General features: G+C 59.5%; 16 protein-coding genes and 1 pseudogene. 8 read left to right on the top strand and 9 right to left on the bottom strand.

The features are described 5' to 3' along the window. The 4 genes from hcrB to HMCN_RS0104310 all read right to left on the bottom strand — a co-directional run bounded on the left by hcrB (position 1) and on the right by HMCN_RS0104310 (position 4240). The gene (hcrB, locus tag HMCN_RS0104325; RefSeq protein ID WP_025916228.1) at positions 1-978 is read right to left on the bottom strand and encodes a 4-hydroxybenzoyl-CoA reductase subunit beta; all 978 of its coding nucleotides are present in this window, start codon (positions 976-978) and stop codon (positions 1-3) included. Then, on the bottom strand, positions 978-3320 hold the full coding sequence (gene hcrA / locus HMCN_RS0104320) for a 4-hydroxybenzoyl-CoA reductase subunit alpha (protein WP_025916227.1): 2343 nt from the start codon (positions 3318-3320) through the stop codon (positions 978-980). The genes hcrB and hcrA overlap by 1 nt, the downstream gene beginning before the upstream one ends. Then, positions 3317-3811, bottom strand: coding sequence for a 2Fe-2S iron-sulfur cluster-binding protein (locus HMCN_RS0104315; protein WP_025916226.1), 495 nt, complete (start codon positions 3809-3811; stop codon positions 3317-3319). The genes hcrA and HMCN_RS0104315 overlap by 4 nt, the downstream gene beginning before the upstream one ends. Positions 3812-4045: 234 nt before the next feature. Next, on the bottom strand, positions 4046-4240 hold the full coding sequence (locus HMCN_RS0104310; RefSeq protein ID WP_025916225.1) for a hypothetical protein: 195 nt from the start codon (positions 4238-4240) through the stop codon (positions 4046-4048). 483 nt (positions 4241-4723) lie between these two features. On the opposite strand from HMCN_RS0104310, the gene HMCN_RS0104305 reads away from it, so the two are divergent. The 8 genes from HMCN_RS0104305 (at position 4724) to HMCN_RS0104270 (ending at position 15530) form a co-directional block, all read left to right on the top strand. Further along, complete coding sequence (locus HMCN_RS0104305) at positions 4724-6577, top strand: 2-oxoacid:acceptor oxidoreductase subunit alpha (protein ID WP_025916224.1); 1854 nt, start codon at positions 4724-4726, stop codon at positions 6575-6577. A 20-nt stretch (positions 6578-6597) separates the two neighbouring features. After that, positions 6598-7665, top strand: a complete 1068-nt coding sequence (locus tag HMCN_RS0104300; protein WP_025916223.1) for a 2-oxoacid:ferredoxin oxidoreductase subunit beta — start codon at positions 6598-6600, stop codon at positions 7663-7665. A gap of 308 nt (positions 7666-7973) precedes the next feature. Next, on the top strand, positions 7974-8231 hold the full coding sequence (locus tag HMCN_RS0104295) for a YfhL family 4Fe-4S dicluster ferredoxin (protein WP_025916222.1): 258 nt from the start codon (positions 7974-7976) through the stop codon (positions 8229-8231). Between the two features lie 87 nt (positions 8232-8318). Then, complete coding sequence (locus tag HMCN_RS0104290) at positions 8319-8531, top strand: hypothetical protein (RefSeq protein WP_025916221.1); 213 nt, start codon at positions 8319-8321, stop codon at positions 8529-8531. Between the two features lie 276 nt (positions 8532-8807). Next, positions 8808-10496, top strand: a complete 1689-nt coding sequence (locus HMCN_RS0104285; protein WP_025916220.1) for a DUF1302 domain-containing protein — start codon at positions 8808-8810, stop codon at positions 10494-10496. Between the two features lie 52 nt (positions 10497-10548). Then, positions 10549-11877 (top strand): DUF1329 domain-containing protein, encoded by a 1329-nt coding sequence (locus HMCN_RS0104280; protein WP_238551949.1) that lies wholly within the window; start codon positions 10549-10551, stop codon positions 11875-11877. 117 nt (positions 11878-11994) lie between these two features. Continuing rightward, positions 11995-13110 (top strand): YCF48-related protein, encoded by a 1116-nt coding sequence (locus HMCN_RS0104275; RefSeq protein WP_025916218.1) that lies wholly within the window; start codon positions 11995-11997, stop codon positions 13108-13110. A gap of 71 nt (positions 13111-13181) precedes the next feature. Next, the gene (locus HMCN_RS0104270; RefSeq protein WP_081801408.1) at positions 13182-15530 is read left to right on the top strand and encodes an RND family transporter; all 2349 of its coding nucleotides are present in this window, start codon (positions 13182-13184) and stop codon (positions 15528-15530) included. Between the two features lie 380 nt (positions 15531-15910). On the opposite strand, the gene HMCN_RS0104265 is transcribed toward HMCN_RS0104270, so the two are convergent. The 5 genes and pseudogenes from HMCN_RS0104265 to HMCN_RS0104250 form a co-directional block, all read right to left on the bottom strand. Beyond that, positions 15911-16609, bottom strand: coding sequence for an ABC transporter ATP-binding protein (locus HMCN_RS0104265; RefSeq protein WP_025916216.1), 699 nt, complete (start codon positions 16607-16609; stop codon positions 15911-15913). Beyond that, complete coding sequence (locus HMCN_RS19670) at positions 16602-17369, bottom strand: ABC transporter ATP-binding protein (RefSeq protein WP_202962643.1); 768 nt, start codon at positions 17367-17369, stop codon at positions 16602-16604. Before HMCN_RS19670 ends, HMCN_RS0104265 begins: the two co-directional genes overlap by 8 nt. A gap of 63 nt (positions 17370-17432) precedes the next feature. Further along, a pseudogene (locus HMCN_RS19665) lies at positions 17433-18419 on the bottom strand (branched-chain amino acid ABC transporter permease); the annotation flags it as partial. Beyond that, positions 18419-19285, bottom strand: coding sequence for a branched-chain amino acid ABC transporter permease (locus HMCN_RS0104255; RefSeq protein WP_025916214.1), 867 nt, complete (start codon positions 19283-19285; stop codon positions 18419-18421). The pseudogene HMCN_RS19665 and the gene HMCN_RS0104255, both read right to left, overlap by 1 nt. A 142-nt stretch (positions 19286-19427) precedes the next feature. Continuing rightward, positions 19428-20585 (bottom strand): ABC transporter substrate-binding protein, encoded by a 1158-nt coding sequence (locus HMCN_RS0104250; RefSeq protein ID WP_025916213.1) that lies wholly within the window; start codon positions 20583-20585, stop codon positions 19428-19430. Between the last annotated feature and the right edge of the window lie 15 nt (positions 20586-20600).

The following is a 20600-nucleotide window of genomic DNA, read 5'->3' as shown; positions in this document are numbered from 1 at the left end:
TTACTCCGCGCTAGCTGCAATCAACCGGCTGATCACGCGCCGCGCCAGTACCGGCAGCACGCGGCGGCGGTAGGCGGCCGGCGTGATGCTGGTTTCCATCGGCGCGACTTGCTTGCGCAATAGCTTGTCGAGTTGCACAAGCGCGTCATCGAGCGGGATGCCGCATAGCGCATCGAGGCCGTTGATCAGCAGCGGACGCGATTCGGCCCCGGTGGCGGCGATTCTTAAGTCGTGCAATTGATTATTCTCAACGCGCAGTGCGACAGCGACCCCAGCCAGCGGGAAGTCGATGGCACCGCGGATGCGGATTTTCTGGTAGCCGGAGCGCAGCCCTGCGACCAGCGGCACCCGCACTGCGACCAGCATTTCTTCCGGCGCCAGCGTCAGGTAGGCGATGCCGTCGTCGGCATAAATTTCAGCGAGCGGACTGTGGCGCACGCCAGACGGGCCGGCGATCTCGGCCACTGCGCGATGCACCATCAGCGCCGGCGCCAGGTCGCCGCTGAAGGCGGCATAGCAGCGATCCGACTTAGGCGCGACACGGCAGGTGTCGCCGGCCAGTTTCATGCAGAAATTGTTGGCTTCGCGCCAGGCGTCGCTCTGGTTGTAGAACTGGCAGCGGGTGTCGAGACACAGGTTGCCGCCGATGGTGCCGACCGCGCGATGGGTCGGACCCGCAATCGCCAGTGCAGCTTCGACCAGCGCCGGGGTATCGCGCAGCAACGGGTCGTTCGCCAGCTGTTCGAGCGTGGTGCCGGCACCGATGCGCAGCGACTGGCCATCGTGCGTGATGCCGCGCAGCTCGGCGATACCGCCGAGGTCGATCAGGGTATCTGGCTGCACCAGGCCGTGCCGCATATTGGGCAGCAGATCGGTACCGCCGGCCAGGAAACGGGCGCCACTTTTGCCAGCGCGCGCGGCAATCGCTTCGGCAACCGAGTTCGGCCGCAACAGCGTGAATTGAGAGAGCAGTTCCATCAGGCGACTTCCTTTTCAGTGGTGACGGCGGGTTGTGTGCGTGCGGCAGGGCGCTTGCGGCCGCTCAATGCGTCCAGCACCAAGTTCGGCGTCATCGGCAAACGGTTGATTTTGGTGCCGGTGGCATGCTGGACGGCTGCCGCAATCGCCGCCGGCATCCCGGCCAGCGGGCCTTCACTGGCTTCCTTGGCGCCGAACGGACCGTTCGGGTCAATGGTTTCGACAATGTGCACTTCGATATCGGGCGATTCGACGATGGTCGGCACCCGGTAATCGAGGAAGTTCGCAGCGGTGTGCTTGCCATCTTTCGCGTAGTTGGTTTCTTCCGACAGCGCCTGCCCCATGCCCATCCAGACTGCACCCTGCACCTGGCCTTCGACCGACAGCGGGTTGATCGCAAAACCGCAATCGAGTGCGGTCCAGACCTTCTCGACGGTGACGGTGCCGAGCTCGCTGTCGACACTGACTTCGACTACCGATGCTGCATACGAGAACGCCATCGTCGAGCCGACTGCGCCGCCTTTTTGCTTGCCGCCCTGGAACTCGATTGGACAGGTGTAAGTGCCCTTGATGGTGAGCGTTCCGGTATTCACCAGTGCTTCTTCTACGACATCGTTGAAGGCGACAGTGCGCTCTGGCTGATTCGACACTGCATATGCTTCTCCGAGGCAATCGACCTGCTCCGGCGTGACTTGCAGCCGGCGAGCGGCGGCCTCGAGCAGGATCTTTTTCAGGTTCTCGGCGGCCTGGATCGCAGCGTTGCCGACCATGAAGGTCACGCGTGACGAGTACGAGCCGTTGTCCTTCGGCGTGATCGCGGAATCGTTGGCGATCACGCGCACCCGGCCATAATCGACCCCGAGCACTTCGACTATCGCTTGCGTCAGAATTGTCGACGAGCCCTGGCCGATGTCGGAAGCGCCGGTCAGGATCGTGATGCCGGCGTCGAAGTCGAGCTTCAGGATCACCGTCGCATGCGGTTCGCCAGTCCAGTGCACCGGCTTGGCCGAACCGCTGACGAAGTGCGAGCAGGCGATGCCGAGGCCGCGACCAGGCGGCATGTTGTTGATGCGTTCGCGCCAGCCGCTGGCTTTTTCGACCAGGTCGATACATTCCGGCAAACCGTACGACACTACTTTCAAGCCGTTGATGGTGTCGGTCGGCGCCGCCAGCAGGTTGCGCCGGCGCACTTCCAGCGGATCGAGCCCGAGTTCCTTGGCCATTGCATCCATCACGGCCTCGAACGCGAAGCGGGTATTGACGGTGCCGTGGCCGCGCATCGCGCCGCACGGCGGGGTGTTGCAGTAGACCCGGTAGCCGTCGTACTTGACCGCCGGGATGTCGTACAGGCCGTTGAGCAGCGCACCGGCATACAGGATGGTAACGATGCCGTAACCACCGTAACCGCCGCCACGCATCACCATTTCGAGTTGGCAGGCGGTGACGCGGCCATCGTTTTTCATGCCGAGCTTCAGACGTACCTGGCTTTCCGGGCGGCCGCGATGCGTCAGGAAGGTTTCTTCGCGCGACAGCTTCATGCGCACGGTGCCGCCGGCAGCGCGCGCCAGCAGCGCGCAAATGATTTCGAAATTGAGGGTTTCGGTGCGGGCGCCAAAGCCGCCACCGACGAACGGCTTGATGACGCGGATGCGCGAGGTGTCGAGGTCGAGGCAGCGCGCCAGCGTCAGGTGCACGTAGTACGGCACCTGTGTGACTGAATGCAGCGTCAGCTGGTTGCGCTCGACGTCAAAACAAGCCGTCGCCGCGTGCGGCTCCATGTGCGCGTGCGTGACTTCGGCGCATTCGAAACTCTCTTCGCGCACCAGGTCGGCCTCGGCAAATCCGGCTTCGGTGTCGCCGAATTCGTTGTGCACTTCGCGTTCGATATTGCCTTTTTTATTGCCGTGCAGCAGCACCGCATCGGCTGCGCGGGCGCTGGCAGCATCGGTATACACCGGCAATTCGCGCACTTCCATTTTGATCAGTTTCAGTGCGGCGGCGGCGGTGGCATCGTCGACTGCCGCAACGGCTGCCACCGGTTCACCGAAATAGCGGACCCGTTCACGCGCCAGCGGAAATTCATTTTGCGCCACCGGCAGGATGCCGTACGCCTTGTCGCAGGCGTCGCCGGTAATCACGGCGACCACGCCCGGCAGCTTCAGCGCTTCGGAGATGTCAATGCGGATGATCTCGGCGTGCGCGTACGGGCTGCGGAAGATGCGCCCGGCCAGCGCTTCCGGTGCAAACAGGTCGGCCGTGTACTTGGCGCGGCCGCTCACTTTTTCGATTCCGTCGACCAGTGCGATGCGCTGGCCGGCGCCTTTGTTCAGGGTCGGCTTCATGCTGCGGCTCCTTTACGGCTGAGGTTGGTAAAGTTGCTGGCGGCCGCCTGCACCGATTCGATGATCTTCACATAGCCGGTGCAGCGGCACAGGTTGCCGGCCAGCGCGGCGCGGATCTGCTCGACCGACGGCGCTGGATTGCTGCGCAGTAATGCTTCGGACGCCATCAGCATGCCAGGCGTGCAATAGCCGCACTGGGTGCCGAGTTTCTCGTTGAACGCCTGTTGTAGCGCCGACAGGCGGCCGGCGCTGGACAGCGATTCGACCGTCTCGACGTGGCAGCCGGCGACGCTGGCTGCCAGAGTCAGGCAGGCCAGGCGCGGTACGCCATCGACCAGCACCGTGCAGGCGCCGCATTCGCCGCCGTCGCAACCCTGCTTGGTGCCGGTCAGGTCCAGCTGTTCGCGCAGGTAATCGATCAGCAGCAAATTGTCCGCCATCGCGTCTTCGCGCGGCTGACCGTTGATCCGCATCGGGACGATTGATTTCATGAAGCGTTCTCCTTCGATGGATGATGTGGTTAATTCGTACCCATGCTCAAAAGTATAGCGCATATTTTGTTTTATATAAAACAAAATATTTCATCAATTTTCATTCGGAAAGGTGTTCTGTGAGCGGAGTGCATCATCTGTATTTGTCTTAATTGACGCCATATTTTTCGAAGAATGTCGGGCTTGTCTAATTTATCGCAAACACTTCTGCATATCTAAAATAAATGATTTATTTCAATCATATTTCAGTGCCAGCATTTTGCTGTTGATGTTTTTGCTGGAGAGCCGGGATGCGTGCGGCGTTGGTGGCGGTTTTAGCGGCAGCGCAATGTATGGCGAAAGCAGCAAATTGAGCGCAAATCCGTGTTGAATTTTGGTGAAACTGCCGGCGGCAGGCGGCCATTGATCAGCCTTTTCCGTCTTTTTCAACTTTCAGCCCGGCTTTGCTCTTTTTCCGGGCGGCCGAATCATGAGCCGTAAACAAGTAACGAGTCAGTATGTTGATATGGTTGCGGCCCCATGTTGAAAGCCTGCCGGCACCCTGATCGGGAACCGGGCGTCAGTACGGCATCCATGTAAATGGCGTTGCGCGGAACGATCACATCCGCGACGAACTCCATGCGCACAATCGATCTTCCTGGCCTTCCTGCTGCGATTGATGCAGTGCATGCCGTTTGCAGCTGAATATAGGTTGATATCAATGCAAAATATCTGATGGGAAGCGGCATATGCAAAAACATGGCGGGGCGATAGGTCAGTATAGATAGCCTTTGCATGCCGTAAAAATCGACAAAAAAACATCAAATATTTGTTTGATATAAAACTATTATTGCTGCATAATGTAATCCATCTTCCACCAAATCGCGACTGTCGCCACTCCAGCGCAGCGCGCCACTATCAAGGATGAGGGCCATGCAAACACAAGCAGCAACCAGCGGCGTACAGCAACGCCCAGTCGAAGAACTGGATAGCGTCGTGATTCGCTTCGTCGGCGATTCCGGCGACGGCATGCAACTGACCGGCAACGGCTTTTCGATGGCGGTGGCGAAGGCCGGGCACGATTTCGCCACGCATCCGGATTATCCGTCCGAAATCCGGGCGCCGATCGGCACCCTGTTCGGTGTCTCCGGCTACCAGATCCAGTATGCGACGCATCAGGTGTTCACCTCCGGCGACGCGCCCGACGTGCTGGTCGCGATGAACCCGGCCGCGCTGAAGACCAATCTGTCCGATCTGAAGCATGGCGGCACCATTATCGCCAATACCGGCGCTTTCAGCGACGCCAACCTGGCCAAGGCCGGCTACCGCGATAATCCGCTGGAAGACGGCAGCCTGGATCGTTATACGCTGTACAGCATTAACATCACGACGCTGACCGGCAATGCGCTGGCCGCATCGGGCCTGTCCAAAAAAGAGATCGAGTTATGCAAGAACTATTTCGCGTTGGGCATGATGCTGTGCCTATACAGCCGCCCGCTGGAAGATGAAATTGAAGAAATCGGCAAGAAATTCGCCAAAAAACCGCAGTTTGCCGCCGCCAATATCACCACGCTGCGCGCCGGTTATGCGTATGCTGAGGCGACCGAAATATTCCCCGCTATCTATCAAGTACGCCATCCGGAGCCGCGCCCCGGCAAATATCGCAGCATCACCGGCAACCAGGCCGCCGCGTTCGGCTGCGTCGCCGCCTCCGAGCTGTCGGGCACGCCGTTGTTTCTCGGTTCGTACCCGATTACGCCGGCCACTGACATCTTGCACGCACTGGCCGCACTGGAGCATTTCAACGTCACCACCTTTCAGGCTGAGGACGAAATTGCCGGGATCTGCTCGACTATCGGCGCGGTCTACGGCGGCGCGCTGGGGCTGACCACCACATCCGGCCCCGGCATGGCGCTGAAGACCGAAGCGCTGGGGCTGGCGGTAATGCTGGAATTGCCGCTGGTGGTGATCAACGTGCAGCGCGCTGGCCCGTCGACCGGCTTGCCAACCAAAATCGAGCAATCCGACCTGCTGCAGGCGCTGTACGGCCGCAACGGCGAATGTCCGCTGCCGGTAGTCGCAGCCAGTTCGCCGGCCGACTGCTTCGACTGTGCGATTGAAGCGTTCCGCATCGCAGTCAAATACATGACGCCGGTGATCATGCTGTCCGATGGCGGCATCGGCAATGCCGCCGAGCCGTGGCTGATCCCCAGCGTGGCCGATCTGGCGCCGTTGGCAGTGCATTACCGTACCGAGCCGGACGGCTTCCAGCCGTATGCGCGCGATGCCAACCTGGCACGGTCGTGGGTCAGGCCTGGCACGCCGGGCATGGAGCACCGGATCGGCGGACTGGAAAAGGATTTCCTGACCGGCGATATCTCGCACGATCCAATGAATCACCAGCGCATGGTCGAGGTGCGCGCGGCCAAAGTGGCTGGCATTGTGCAGGACATCCCGGCTTCACAGGTGGCGGGGCCGGACAGCGGCGAGTTGTTGATCGTCGGCTGGGGCAGCACCTGCGGCAGCATCGCGCAAGCCCGCGAAAAGGCTGAAGCTGCAGGCAAGTCGGTCGCGCACCTGCACCTGCGGCACCTGAACCCGCTGCCGGCTGATCTCGGTGCGATTCTTGGCCGCTACCGGCACATCCTGGTGCCGGAACTGAACCAGGGACAGTTGTCGAAGCTGTTGCGCGAGCGCTATCTGGTTGATGTGCTGCCGCTGTGCAAGGTACAGGGCAAGCCGTTCAAGGTGTCGGAAATCTACGAGCGCATCATGGAATTGATCTGAACTAAGCTGAGGAGAACAACATGAACCAGATGAAAGACGTGATTCACATTGCAACAACAGTTGCCACGGCCACCGACGCCCCCTCCTGCCTGATTAAAAGGGATTTCGAATCGAGTCAGGATGTACGCTGGTGTCCGGGCTGCGGCGACTATTCGGTGCTGGCACAAGTGCAGAAGCTGCTGCCGACGCTCGGCATCCCACGCGAAAATTTCGCGTTTATTTCCGGCATCGGTTGCTCCAGTCGCTTTCCGTACTACATGGAAACCTACGGCATGCACAGTATCCACGGCCGCGCGCCGGCGATTGCCAGCGGTCTGAAGCTATCGCGGCCGGACCTGTCGGTCTGGGTCGTGACCGGCGACGGCGATGCGCTGGCGATTGGCGGTAACCATTTCATTCACGCAATGCGGCGCAATGTCGACCTGAAAATCATCCTGCTCAACAACCGCATCTACGGTCTGACCAAGGGCCAATATTCGCCAACCTCTGAAATGGGCAAGAAAACCAAGACATCCCCGCAGGGCAATATCGACCGCCCGTTCAACCCGCTGGCGCTAGCGCTCGGCGCCGGCGCCACTTTCGTCGCCCGCGCAGTCGATACCGATCTGCCGAACCTGCAACGCGTATTGGCGCGCGCGGCGCAGCACCAGGGCACCGCCTTCGTCGAAATTTTACAGAACTGCATTGTTTTCAACGACGGCGCGTACGACAGCCTAACCAACAAAAAGACCCGCGCCGACGCCCGTATCGTGCTCGAACACGGTAAGCCACTACTGTTTGGCAATGACGGCAAGCATGGCGTCCGGCTGCGCGGATTGACGCCTGAAGTGGTCCGCGTTGGTGAGAACGGCATCACCGAAGCGGACCTGATGGTGCACGATGAAACTTCCACCAGCAGCGCACTGGCGTTCCTGCTGGCGCAGTTCGAAGCGCCCGACTTCCCGGTACCGCTGGGCGTATTCCGCGCACTCGAAATGCCGACCTACCAGCAACGCAACATCGAACAAGCCGCCAAAGCGCTGCAAGCCAGGGGTAAGGGCAATCTTTCTGACCTGCTCAACAGCGGCGATACGTGGACCATTGACTGAGGTTCGGATTAACAAAAAGCAGTGTCTGGCTAAAAATTAAATAAATTAAATTTTTAGCCGGCCACTGCTGGATTAGCAGAATGACGCAGCGGCAGGCTTTTGCGGTTCGAAAATACAGGTGTATGTATTTTAAAGTCCACAATTAAATAGGGTGACATAGCATTGTTTTTGCCTATACACGCCAAAATTGCGCTGGTCGCAGGTATGCATGCATTGCTGGCGATCCTTCACGCAATTATGAAATCAGGAAAAACCTGGGGTGATGATTTTTTACGCAAGGCCCCGACTAACTTAAAAAGGAGCATGAAATGGCTTTGATAATCAACGGCGATTGCATCAATTGCGCAGTATGCGAACCGGAATGCCCAAACAGCGCGATCAGCGCCGGCGACGGCATCTTTGTAATTAATCCTGACCGATGCACCGAATGCGTCGGGCATTATGAAGAATCGCAGTGTATCGACGTCTGCCCGGTCGACTGCATCACTATCGATCCGGACCGCACCGAATCTGCCGAGCAGCTGCAGGAAAAATTCAATCGCCTGACGGCAAGCGATGCCGCCTGAAAAATCCGGTTGCCGCACCCGGCATCGACCCCCGCCGGCCGCGTTGCTGCGCATGGCGACAGATGCAGGGTGTAGCCGGGATTTCGAATGGCACGCCATTCGCCTGTGAAACGGCGCAGGCCGGTCAGCTTCATTGCCGCGCCCCGCGCCGGCACCTCCGGGCCGCTGCTATCCCGCTTGTCGTCGGCCCACACCAACGGTGCCAAGGTAATAATCCGGCGCCACCATTCCCAAGATGAAATTTACGGTCACCAACTGGAGCCGAGCATGAGGCTTAGCATCGGTGACGCGGCAGCCTGACGCCAGCGTCATTTGTGTACAACCGGATGAATTTATCCGTGATTGATGAAAACTATAGCATCGATATATTTACCAAATAATCAAAGTTCTTTTTTTTTAATCATTTGATAAACCCTTATAAATCAATATGTTGCGGTGCATTAAAATAAAAACCAATATATTCAAGTAGTTAGTTTCTGGCACGATTCATGCACATAACCCTGGCGTAACAAAGAGAAAACAATAGCGTGATTCACGCGGGTAACCAATAAGCGGACACATCTCTGGGGGAGTGGTATGAAAATAATAAGCGGGGTTTTTCCTGCAAGAGCAACGGCACTTGCGATTGCATTGGCGTCGGTATTGCCGGTGAAGGCGGTCTGGGCGGTTGAATTCGACACCGGAAACCCGGACATCAAGGCACGTTGGGACAACACTTTCAAATATACGGCGGGCCAGCGTCTAAAGGATCCAGACCAACGGGTGGCTGCTTCCTTTGCGAATCCGAACGTCGATGCGGGCGACCTTAATCTGAAGAAGGGTTTGATCAACAATCGACTCGACTGGCTGACCGAGTTGGATATCTCCGCCAAGAATTTCGGAGCGCGCGTTTCCGCCGCTGCTTGGTATGACAGCGTCTACAACAAAGACAGCACCGATTTCCCTGCATCGATACCGTTTCCGAATACCTTTGGTGCGGCTAATGGCGGACCCAACAATCGATTCACCGACCCGACCAAGCGCGTGATGGGTCGGAAGGCGGAACTCTCGGACGCCTTCGTGTGGGGCAGCACCGATTTGGGGGAGGGCATGAAGCTGAGCGGCCGCGCCGGCCGGCACACCCTGCTCTATGGCGAAACCCTGTTTCTGGGCGCCAACGGCATCGCGGCTGCGCAGGGACCGGTGGATCTGATCAAGGCTTTTTCCGTTCCTGGCACGCAGTTCAAGGAAATCGGTATGCCGGTCGGGCAGCTCTCGGGCAACTTGCAGATCAATTCGAATGTCTCCGTGGGCGGCTACTACCAGTACGAGTGGCGCCCATTGCGTCTGCCAGCGACCGGAAGCTACTTCAGTCCGGCCGATTTTGTGGGGGACGGCAATGACCTATTGCTGGGGCCAGGCGGTCCGGCGAACCGGCTTGCAGACCAGAAGGGGCGCGATTCCGGTCAATTCGGCGGGCAAGTGAAATTCAAGATTCCCGGCAATGACGTGGAATTTGGACTGTACGCGGCGAGATATGACGACAAGGCGCCGATTCCGATCCTTAATGTCACCGATCCGAACGGTGCGTTTGGTGCCGGGACCTATCGACTGGCTTATGCCAAAAACATCAAGACCTACGGGGCCAGTTTCTCCACCTTGATCGGGGAAACCAATGTGGGCGGCGAGCTGTCGACGCGCCGCAACACGCCGCTGCACCCGGTGGGCGACCTGGTGATCAATTTTAACAACGCTGCCGACAACGACCAGAACACGGCGTATGCGGTCGGCAATAGCTTGCACGCCAATCTCTCGGCCATTACCTTGTTGCCTGCGACGGCGCTCTGGCAAGGCGCAAGCTTTGTCGGCGAGCTTGCTTTCAACCGGTTGCTCAGCGTAACGCGCAACCCGGTAAATCCGGCGTTTCCGAACGGGGTACTAAATAGCACCCACACACGGGATGCCTGGGCGACGCGCTTTGTTTTCCAGCCTGAGTATTTTCAAGTGTTGCCTGGGATGGATCTGCAGGTGCCAATCGCAGTGGGCTACGGCATCAGCGGGCGCTCGGCAATCTTCCAGGTCGCTCCCGAACACGGTGGTGATGTCAGCATCGGTTTGAATTTTGACTACAAGAAAACCTGGAAAGCCGGGCTGCAGTACACCCACTACTTCGGGTCAGCCGGGCCGGCGCCATCACTGGATCCGGCCACAAACACCCAGGCAAGTTACAAGCAGTACTACGCCGATCGCGATTTCATCACGCTGTCTATTCAGCGTACATTCTAAAAACATGGAGGAGACTGACATGACTATGAAACCGAAAACGCTCGCCCTGGCCTTGGCCCTTATATCAGGCATCGCTACGAGCAGTACAGCCCTGGCCGCCGTTTCCGCAGAAGAAGCAGCCAAGCTGAAAAGCACGCTGACCCCGCTCGGCGGGGAGAAGGCCGGCAACAAGGACGGTACGATTCCCGCCTGGGACGGCGGCATGACCAAGGCACCGGCGGGCGCCATGCGCGGCGACGTACCGGTGGATCTGTTCGCCAACGAGAAACCGCTGCTGCAGATTACTGCGAAGAACATGGCGCAACATGCTGAAAAACTGACCGAAGGCACGCGTGCGTTGCTGAAAAAATATCCGGACACCTTCCGGGTCGACGTCTACCCGACGCACCGCACCGCAGCGGCTCCAAAGTGGGTCTACGACAATACCCTGAAGAATGCGACCAACTGCAAGACCAAGGATGGCGGTCTTTCGGTCGAAGGTTGTTATGGAGGCGTCCCGTTCCCCATGCCCAAGGACGGCACTGAAGTGATGTGGAACCATTTGTTGAGGGTGGAAGCGGAATCGATCGAATACGGGTTCAAAAATGTGGTCGGCTCCTCTGACGCCACATGGACGATAGCGACAAGGAACGACAATTACTGGAGTATGCCGTACTACTACAAGGACGGTTCTGCTGAAAAGTGGTCAGGAAAGTATTCCCTTCAGCGCTTCAACACCACGGCACCTTCTTTCAAAGTCGGCGAATCGCTGGTGATCCACGACGGCATCGATGCGGCCCAGCCGCGACAGGCTTGGCAGTATCTGGTGGGACAGCGCCGCGTGCGGCGGGCGCCGACCGTGGGCTACGATACGCCGGATTTTGTGGCGTCGGGCGCCAACTACTTTGACGAGGTTCAGGGCCTTTTTGGGGGGCTGGACCGCTATCAGTGGAAGATCGTCGAGAAACGGGAGATGTACATTCCGTACAACGACAACCACTTTCTTGCGGCAAAGCTCGATGAGGCATTCAGCAAGTCGCACCTGAATCCGGACAAACTGCGTTGGGAGTTGCACCGGGTCTGGGTGGTCGAGGCAAACGTGGCGCCGGGCAAGCGACACGCCGTGCCCAAGCGGCGCTATTACGTTGACGAGGATAGCTGGCTCGTTACTCTGGTCGACGGCTACGACGCCGAAGGCAAGCTGTGGCGCACTTCGCAGGTTACGCCGTTCGTGGTGCCGAAAATTCCGGCAGTGGTGTTGAGGCCAGTCGTGGTGTTCAACCTGCAGGCCAACACCATGAGCGCGGTGCAGTTTCTCAACGAAGAAACGTATCGGGTCGTGCCGCGCAAGCCGGAGAACTTCTACACGGGTGAAGCGGTAGCCGCCGAGAGCAGTCGCTGAGTTAAACAAGCAGATCGCGGGGGGAGGCCGGGTTCAACGCCGGTCGCCCTCTGCGGGAAGATGCTACCTTCGGCAGGACAAAACCTCATGTCCGCAACAGAATAAATGGAGCAGTGAATGTCAATGTATTTTTATCGGCGGCAGTGGTGTGTTTTGGCAGCCTTGCTGGCGGCAGCGGGCGGCGCTTCGAATTGCCTGGCAGAGCCGGCGCGGGCGGAGGCGGACTTGCTGAATCGGCCGGCGCAGGTAAGCTCGCACGCCAGCCGATCCGTGCTGCTGGCCGTAAATCGCGTCGAAAAGCGTCTGGTGGCGGTCGGCGAACTGGGCATCATCCTCTTGTCTGACGATAACGGCAACACCTGGCGCCAAGCCAAGGTGCCCACCAGCGTGGCGCTTACCAGCGTGCACTTCGCGACATCCGGCAAGGGCTGGAGCGTGGGTCACGGCGGGGTCGTACTGAAGAGCAGCGATGCGGGCGAAACCTGGGTCAAACAGCTCGACGGCCGGCAGGCCGCGCAACTGGAACTGGAAGCGGCCAAGTCCGAAATGGTGCAAGGCGGCCCTGCCGCCGAGAAGCACCTGAGGGAAGCCGAGCAGCTGGTGAAGGACGGTTCCGACAAACCGCTGCTCGACGTTTACTTCTCCGACGAGAACAACGGCTTGGTGGTCGGTGCCTACGGCTTGATCTTTGCCACGAACGATGGCGGCAAGACCTGGCAGTCGCTCAAACAAAACCTCGACAATCCCAGGGGCAAACACCTGTACAGCATCTATGCCGCCGGAGCAGAGCTCTATGTGGCTGGCGAGCAGGGCGCGCTGTACCGCTCCAGCGACGCAGCCAAGACATTTGGCGAAGTGAAGACGCCTTATGTGGGAACCTACTTCGGTGCGCTCACAGCGCAGGGCGGAGAACTCGTCGTGTTTGGACTGCGCGGCAACGTCTATCGCTCCGACGATAACGGCGTTGTCTGGCAGAAGATCGACACGGGCCTGCCCGTGACGCTTACCGCCGGCAGTCGTTTGGCGGACGGCTCGCTGGTGCTGGTAGACGAGACCGGCCGGGTGCTGCAAAGCCGCGATAGCGGACGCAGTTTCAAGGCGGTGCCCGTGTCTCAGCCCTCGCCCTTCACTGGTGTGGCGCAAGCTGCCGACGGCAGCCTGATCTTAAGCGGCGTCCGCGGTATGACGCGGCTTTCTCCTCAAAAAAATAATCTCCCGGAGCATAAACAGTGAGTATCGATACCCAGCTCGCGGAGCACCCCGTCATCCGCAACCTCGAAGATTTCGACCGCCAATCCGGATCGATGGTCGAGCGCCTGCTGTTCAACCACCGAATTCTCTTGGTGGTGCTTTGTCTGATCATTACCGCCGTGCTCGGCTACCAGGCGCGGGGCCTGAAACTCAACGCCGCGTTCGAGAAAATGATTCCCGCCAAGCACCCCTACATCGTCAACTACCTGGCGAACAAGGGGCAGCTCGCAGGGCTCGGCAATACGCTGCGCATCGCCGTCGAGAGCAAGAATGGCACTATCTTCGACGCAGCCTATCTGGAGACGGTGCGCAAGATCAACGACGAGGTTTTTCTGTATCCTGGCGTAGACCGCCCCTTCATGAAGTCGCTGTGGACCACGGCCACGCGCTGGACTGGCGTCACGGAAGATGGACTCGACGGCGGCCCGGTAATTCCCGAGGACTACGACGGCTCAGCCAAGAGCCTCGCCCAAGTGCGGCTGAACGTGGAGCGCTCGGGTGAAATCGGGCAGTTGGTGGCTGCCAACTACAAATCCAGCATCGTGCTCGTGCCGCTCCAGGATAAGAATGCGGAAACGGGAGAGCTCATCGACTACCACACGCTCTCGCAGCGTCTGGAGCAGCTGCGGCAGAAATATGAAACCGAAAACGTCAAGCTCCACATCACCGGTTTTGCCAAGGTCGTGGGCGACCTGATCGATGGCCTGCAGCAGGTGCTGCTGTTCTTCGCCGGGGCGATTGCCATCTGCACCGGCGTGCTCTACTGGTATACCCGCTGCCTGCGCAGCACCATGCTGGTCGTTCTCTGTTCGATGATTGCGGTGGTGTGGCTGCTCGGCCTGTTGCCGACCCTGGGTTATGAGCTCGATCCCTACTCGATCCTGGTGCCGTTCATGGTGTTCGCTATCGGCATGAGCCACGGTGCGCAAAAAATGAATGGCATCATGCAAGACATCGGCCGCGGCACGCACAAGCTGGTGGCCGCCCGTTATACCTTCCGGCGCCTGATCGTGGCCGGCATCACCGCACTGCTGGCCGATGCTGTTGGTTTTGCCGTGCTTATGGTAATCGACATCAAGGTGATCCAGGATCTTGCGGTGACGGCCAGCATCGGTGTTGCCGTGCTGATTTTTACCAATCTGGTGCTCATTCCGATCCTGCTCTCGTATACCGGGGTGGACGCGAAAGCCGCCCAGCGCAGCCTCAAGTCCGAGCTAATGGATAAAATGGACGGGCAGCACCGCAAACACCCGTTCTGGGCCTTTCTCGATCTTTTCACCAGACCAAAATGGGCAAGGATCGCTATCGTGAGCGCCACCATACTCGGGGTGATCGGTTTTGCCATCAGCTTGCAGCTCAAGATCGGCGACACCGACCCCGGGGCGCCGGAGTTGCGGCCCAACTCCCGCTATAACATCGACAATGCCTACATGGTGGCCAACTACGCAGCTAGCAGCGACACTTATGTGGTGATGGTGAAGACTCCGCAGTTTCACTGCGGGCACTACAATACGCTGCTGGAAGTCAATGCCCTGGAATGGCAGCTGCAGCAACTGCCCGGAGTGGAATCGACCAACTCGCTGGCGACACTGGCCAAGCGCTCCGCGGCCGGCATGAACGAAGGCAGCCTGAAGTGGTACGAGATCCCGCGCAGCCAGGAGATGCTTAACGCCATCATCACGCGCGCACCGCGGGAGCTCTTCAACCAGAACTGCGACCTGCTGACCATATACGTCTCGCTCAAGGACCACAAGGCAGATACCTTGGACCGCGTGGTACAGACCTTTGAGGCCTTCGCCGCCAAGCACAACAACGCGGAACTGCGCTTCCTTTCGGCAGCGGGCAATGCGGGGATCGAGGCGGCGACCAACATCGTGGTCAAGCGCGCCAACGTGCAGATGCTGCTCCTGGTCTACGCGGCGGTGATCGTGCTCGCCTTCATAACTTTCCGCTCCTGGCGCGCGGTAATCTGTGCGGTGCTGCCGTTGATGCTCACCTCGGTTCTGTGCGAGGCGCTGATGGTGTATCTCAACATCGGGGTCAAGGTCGCCACACTCCCGGTGATCGCCCTGGGGGTTGGCATCGGCGTCGACTATGCGCTGTACGTGCTGACGGTGACGCTCGCGCGGCTGCGCGAGGGCATGAGCCTGTCGGAGGCTTACTACAAGGCGCTGCTCTTCACCGGCCGGGTGGTGGTGTTGACCGGTGTCACGCTAGGGCTTGCGGTGGCGACATGGGCCTTCTCGCCCATCAAGTTCCAGGCGGATATGGGCATTCTGCTCGCCTTCATGTTTGTCTGGAACATGCTGGGTGCGCTGATCCTGCTGCCGGCACTCGCTTATTTCCTGTTGCCGCAGAAGGCCGTGACGGTACAGGAGGAAAGTTTCGCCATGGCCGCCTGACGCACCAGGCGGCCATGGTCAGGATCAATCTTCTGCGTTCTCCTCTGAAGATTTTGGGGCGTGTAAAAGCGCCTCTTTTTTTAGCTGTTGCGCTTCAATCGGGCTGGCAAAAACCGCCAGAAGAAACAGTATGGCACCGACTCAAAGTGATTTACGACGCGGAATGCACGTTCAAAACTGGTAGCTGGTTGCTTCAACTGGCAAGGATAGCCGCCGCGCGGCTATCCTGGATAGGCAGCTCTTCCGTCCCTGCCCCAGTGTTGTCCAGGGTCGCGTGCGCAGAGTGCAGGCAATGTGCCGATTGATTCTGTTCGGAGCAATCGCATGTGACGTGGCACCGGTTCTGCCAGCAAATTCCAGTCAATCCCAGCACACTGGACCTATTGCAGGCGGACTCCGACCCATTTCTCTAGGATTCCGAGATTGGCCAGAATATCTGCGCTGTCTGCCGCATGCACTACGCGGCCGCGCTCGAGCACGATACCGCGCTGGGTCAGTTGCAGCGCCTGTTCGACGTGCTGCTCGACCAGGATCAGTGCCTGCCCATGGTCGCGCACCATGCCGGCAATTGCGCTGCACAGTTCATCGACGATTACCGGCGCCAAACCTTCCAGCGGCTCGTCGAGCAGCAGCAGTTTCGGATTCAGCATCAACGCGCGTCCGATTGCCAGCATCTGCTGCTCGCCGCCCGACAATTGATTGCCGAAATTCTTGCGCCGCTGCTGCAGTCGCGGAAACAACGCATAGACTGCCTGCAGGTTCCATTTGCCGGGCAACGCGGTCATCGTCAAATTTTCCTCGACGCTCAGTGAACGGAAGATTTCGCGTTCCTGCGGCACCCAGCCCAAGCCGGCACGGGCGCGTGCATGGGCAGGCATCTTCAGAAGGTCCTGGCCGCACCAGCGGATGGCGCCGCGCCGCACCCGTGTATGCCCCATCAGCGTAAGTAGCAGCGAACTTTTGCCGACGCCGTTGCGGCCTAACAGCGCCAGACTTTCGCCATCCTTCATCGTTAGCGAACAATCATCGAGCACGATGGCGTCGCTGTAACCGGCAACCAGGTTTTCAAGTCTAAGCATTACAATGCCCCTTCCCCAGATACACTTCGCGCACCCGCGCATCGTCCGCGATTTCAGCAGGGGTGCCAGTCACCAGTTCGGCGCCGCCAACCAGCACCGTGATGCGATCGGCAAAGCGGAACACCAAGCTCATGTCATGCTCGATCAGCAGGATGCTGATCGAGCGCGGCAGTGCGCACAGCACGGCAAATAGCTCATCGCTCTCGCCTTCCGGCACGCCGGCTGCCGGTTCGTCGAGCAGCAGCACCTGCGGTCGCGCCGCCAGCGCCAGCGCGATTTCCAGCAGCCGCTGCTTGCCGTATGCCAGCATGCGCGTTTCACGCATGCAGTCTTGCGCCAGATTCAGTTGCGCCAGCAAAGCATAAGCCTGGCCGATTTCATCGTTGCGCCGCGACAGTCCGAAAAATCTGCGTTGCCACACGCTCAAGCGGCTTCTCTCACGCTCGCAGATCGCGTTAGTGACCGCCTCCAGCGGTGTTAACTGTGGAAACAGGGTGTTGATCTGGAACGTGCGCGACAGGCCGCGCGCGACCCGTTCATGGGGCGCCAGCTGCGTGATGTCGGCACCGTTGAGCCAGATCGATCCGCTCGATGGCCGCAATATGCCGGTCAGCTGATTGATCAAAGTGGTCTTGCCGGCGCCATTGGGCCCGATTAACGCATGGCGCGCACCGGCCGCCAGCGCCAGGTTCAGGCACTGCGTAACGTCCAGTCCGCCGAACGACTTGCACAGATCGCGGGTCTGCAGCACCTGTGCCATGGGTGTGGCCGACGACGGACTGGCGTGCTGCGCCGCAGCCGACTCATGGGCCAGCATCCGGGGCAGCAGCGCCAAGCCGCCCATGATTCCGCCGCGCAGATACAGGGTGGTCACGATCAGCAGGATGCCGAGCCAGAACAGCCAGTATTGCGGATTCAGGTTGGCCAGGTAATCCTGCACCAGCAGGAAGGCGGCGGCACCGACAAAACCGCCATACAGGGTTGCGGTGCCGCCGATGATCAGCATGATCAGCAGGTCTGCCGAGCGCTGAAAACTGAACACATCGATGCCAACGAATTGCGTGGTCTGCGTCAGCAGCGCGCCGGACACACCGGCCAGCAGCGCCGAATAAGTATAAATATTGGTTAATCTGGCACCGACCGGGATGCCGATCGCAATCGCACGCACGCGGTTTTCACGGATGCTGCGCAGCGACAGGCCATAGGGCGAATGGATCAGACTGCGCGTCAACACAAACAGCAGGAAGCTGATGCCGAGCACGTAGAGGTAGGCGGTTTTGCCGTACAGATCAAAATTGAAGACGCCGAACAGTTTGCCGATTTCGACGCCCTGCAAACCATCGACCCCCCCGGTAAGCGCAATCGCACGGTTCGCCACCTCATACAGAAGAAATCCGATTCCGAGTGTGATCATCAAGCGGGTCAGATCGCTGCCGCGCAACATCAGGAAACTGGCCAGATAACCGGCGAGGCTGGCAGCCAGCCCGCCCGCCAGCAGGCCGGTGAGCGGCTCGTGCCAGCCATGCGCGGCCAGCAAGCCGGCTGCATACGCGCCGATGCCGAAGAATGCCGCGTGCCCGAGCGTGACGATTCCCGCATACCCGAGGATAAGGTCAAGCGACAGCGCAAAGAGGCCGGCGATTACAATCTGGGTCGCAAACACCAGGCTGGTCGGAAGCGCGAAATAGACACTTGCCAACGCCAGCCAGAATCCGATCTCAGCTGGCTTCCAGCGTTCGCGTGCCTGCAGCGCCAGGCATTGCCGGGCCGCCTCGGCCTGGGCCGGAACCGTGAATTGCATGATGTTCATCATCCCCCCCTGCGGCCCAGAAGGCCATGTGGAAACAGCAACAGCAGCAAGATCATCGCGCCGTAAATAACGAAGGCGCCGATCTGTGGCGCGTAATATTTTCCAGCGATGTCAGCTACCCCGAGCAGTAGCGCCGCCAGCAAGGTCCCGATCACCGAGCCCGGCCCGCCGACCACCACCACCAAAAGGAAATACACCAGGTACTTGAGCGCGAAATTTGGGTCCAGCCCGAGTACGTTGACTCCAAGCGCGCCACCCAGCCCGGCCAGGCCGCTGCCGAGCGCGAACGTCAGCTGGAACACCCGTTCGACCCGGATTCCCATCGATGTGGCGGTGCGCTGGTTATCGACCGCGGCGCGGATCATTGCGCCGAAGCGGGTGCGTTCCAGGCCAAATACCAGCGCCAGCGTGATGATTGCTCCGACCGCCATCAGAAACAGCCGATAACGCGACAGGTCGATTCCGAACAGCGTAAATTGCCCGTTCAGCGCCTCCGGCAGCAGCACCGGCTGCTGGCCCGGCCCCCACAGGTAGCTGGCGCCGGCAATCGCAATGAACATGATGCCGACCGTCAGCAGCACCTGGTTCAGCGCGGTACTTTTATATAGGGGGCGATACAGCACGCGTTCGAGTAACAGGCTGCCCAGTGCGATTGCGCAAAACACGATCGGCAGCGCTGCCAGGAAGCCGATTCCGGCCTGCCCCATCAGCGTCACCAACAGGTAGCCGCCGGCCATTGCAAACACGCCATGCGCGAGATTGATGAAGCCCATCAGGCCGAGCGTGATCGACAGTCCGACCGAGATCAGGAACAGCAGGGTGCCATACGCCAGGCCGTCGAACAGTACGCCGAGAAAGTTATCCACGCTGTTGGTATCCTTTATTAATTCGGCACGATGAAGTCAAAATTTCATCGTGCCCCCGTGCTTGCCCTCTCCATAAGCTGAAAGGGACGGGATGAGGGGATGCGGCTTTTTGCTGCAGTCAGGATCGGACCGGAGCGCACCGTTACTTGCCCGGATCCCTGACTGCAGTGAAGGTCTCGAACTCGACGTTATACAACTTGCCATCGACTTTCCTGACTTCGCGCACGTAAACGTTTTGCACGATATCGCGGGTTTCGGCATCGATCTGGATCGGCCCGCGCGGGCTGTTCAATTTCATGCCCTTGAGTACCTGCATCGCCTTGTCGCCATCAATGTTGCCTTTGAGCTGACGCACCACTTCATACACCGCCGCCATGCCATCGTAGCCGCCGACCGCCATGAAATTGGGGCGCTGTTTTGGATTGATCTGACTGTAGGCGGCGAGGAAAGCCTTGTTCTCTGGCGACGGATGGGCAGCCGAATACTGGTGCGTCGAGATCACGCCCAGTGCATTGTCGCCCAGCGCCTCGATCACACCATCGTCGGTCACGTCGCCGGTCGACAGCAGCTTGATGCCGGCCTGCGCCAGGCCGCGCTCGTTGTATGCCTTCATGAAACCGACCGCCAGTTCGCCGGCCGGCACGAACACGAAGATCGCCTGCGGCTTGCTATCCTTGACGCGTTGCACGAATGGCCCGAACTCCGGGTTTTTCAGTGGTACCCGCAGTTCGCCGATCACTTCGCCGCCCAGTCTGGAAAACGCTTTCTTGAAAGTCTGCTCGGCATCATGGCCCGGGCCGTAATCGGCAACCACCGTATATATCTTGCGCAAGCCGCTCTTGTAAGCCCACTGCGCCATCGGCTCGGTCACTTGCGCCAGCGTAAACGACACTCGCGCGATATAGGGCGACTTGACGGTGATCACCGAGGTCGCGGCATTCATGATGATGGTCGGTTTTTTCGCTTCGGTCGCAATCGGCGCCACCGCAAACGCATTCGGCGTCAGTCCGAAACCGACGATGAAATCGACGTTGTCCTTGACCACCAGTTCCTGCGCCAAGCGTTTGGCGACATCTGGCGCGGGACCAGTGGTGTCCCTGACCACGAGTTCAATTTTCTTGCCGGCGACCGTGTCGCCGTGCTGTCTCATGTAGGCTTTCGCGCCGTTCGTGATCTGCATGCCGAAATCGGCAAACGTCCCGCTCATCTCGGCCAACACGCCGACCTTGATCGTATTGCCTGCCGCATAAGCCTGGCCGGTTGCCAGCGCAATTAGCCCGAACATCATCCATTTTTTCATTGTCTGTCTCCTTGG

This window comes from Herminiimonas sp. CN (assembly GCF_000622895.1).
Lineage (GTDB): Bacteria > Pseudomonadota > Gammaproteobacteria > Burkholderiales > Burkholderiaceae_D > AVCC01.
The sequence above is the reverse complement of the archived record's forward strand: the minus strand, read 5'-3'. Positions and strand labels throughout refer to the sequence as shown.

Coding starts and splice junctions, on each gene's coding strand:
- hcrB (WP_025916228.1), bottom strand. CDS start 978: ATGGAACTGCTCTCTCAATTCACGCTGTTGCGGCCGAACTCGGTTGCC.
- HMCN_RS19670 (WP_202962643.1), bottom strand. CDS start 17,369: ATGGCACAGGTGCTGCAGACCCGCGATCTGTGCAAGTCGTTCGGCGGA.
- HMCN_RS0104265 (WP_025916216.1), bottom strand. CDS start 16,609: ATGCTTAGACTTGAAAACCTGGTTGCCGGTTACAGCGACGCCATCGTG.
- HMCN_RS0104300 (WP_025916223.1), top strand. CDS start 6,598: ATGAACCAGATGAAAGACGTGATTCACATTGCAACAACAGTTGCCACG.
- HMCN_RS0104285 (WP_025916220.1), top strand. CDS start 8,808: ATGAAAATAATAAGCGGGGTTTTTCCTGCAAGAGCAACGGCACTTGCG.
- HMCN_RS0104315 (WP_025916226.1), bottom strand. CDS start 3,811: ATGAAATCAATCGTCCCGATGCGGATCAACGGTCAGCCGCGCGAAGAC.
- HMCN_RS0104270 (WP_081801408.1), top strand. CDS start 13,182: ATGGTCGAGCGCCTGCTGTTCAACCACCGAATTCTCTTGGTGGTGCTT.
- HMCN_RS0104295 (WP_025916222.1), top strand. CDS start 7,974: ATGGCTTTGATAATCAACGGCGATTGCATCAATTGCGCAGTATGCGAA.
- HMCN_RS0104305 (WP_025916224.1), top strand. CDS start 4,724: ATGCAAACACAAGCAGCAACCAGCGGCGTACAGCAACGCCCAGTCGAA.
- HMCN_RS0104250 (WP_025916213.1), bottom strand. CDS start 20,585: ATGAAAAAATGGATGATGTTCGGGCTAATTGCGCTGGCAACCGGCCAG.
- HMCN_RS0104290 (WP_025916221.1), top strand. CDS start 8,319: ATGGCACGCCATTCGCCTGTGAAACGGCGCAGGCCGGTCAGCTTCATT.
- HMCN_RS0104275 (WP_025916218.1), top strand. CDS start 11,995: ATGTCAATGTATTTTTATCGGCGGCAGTGGTGTGTTTTGGCAGCCTTG.
- hcrA (WP_025916227.1), bottom strand. CDS start 3,320: ATGAAGCCGACCCTGAACAAAGGCGCCGGCCAGCGCATCGCACTGGTC.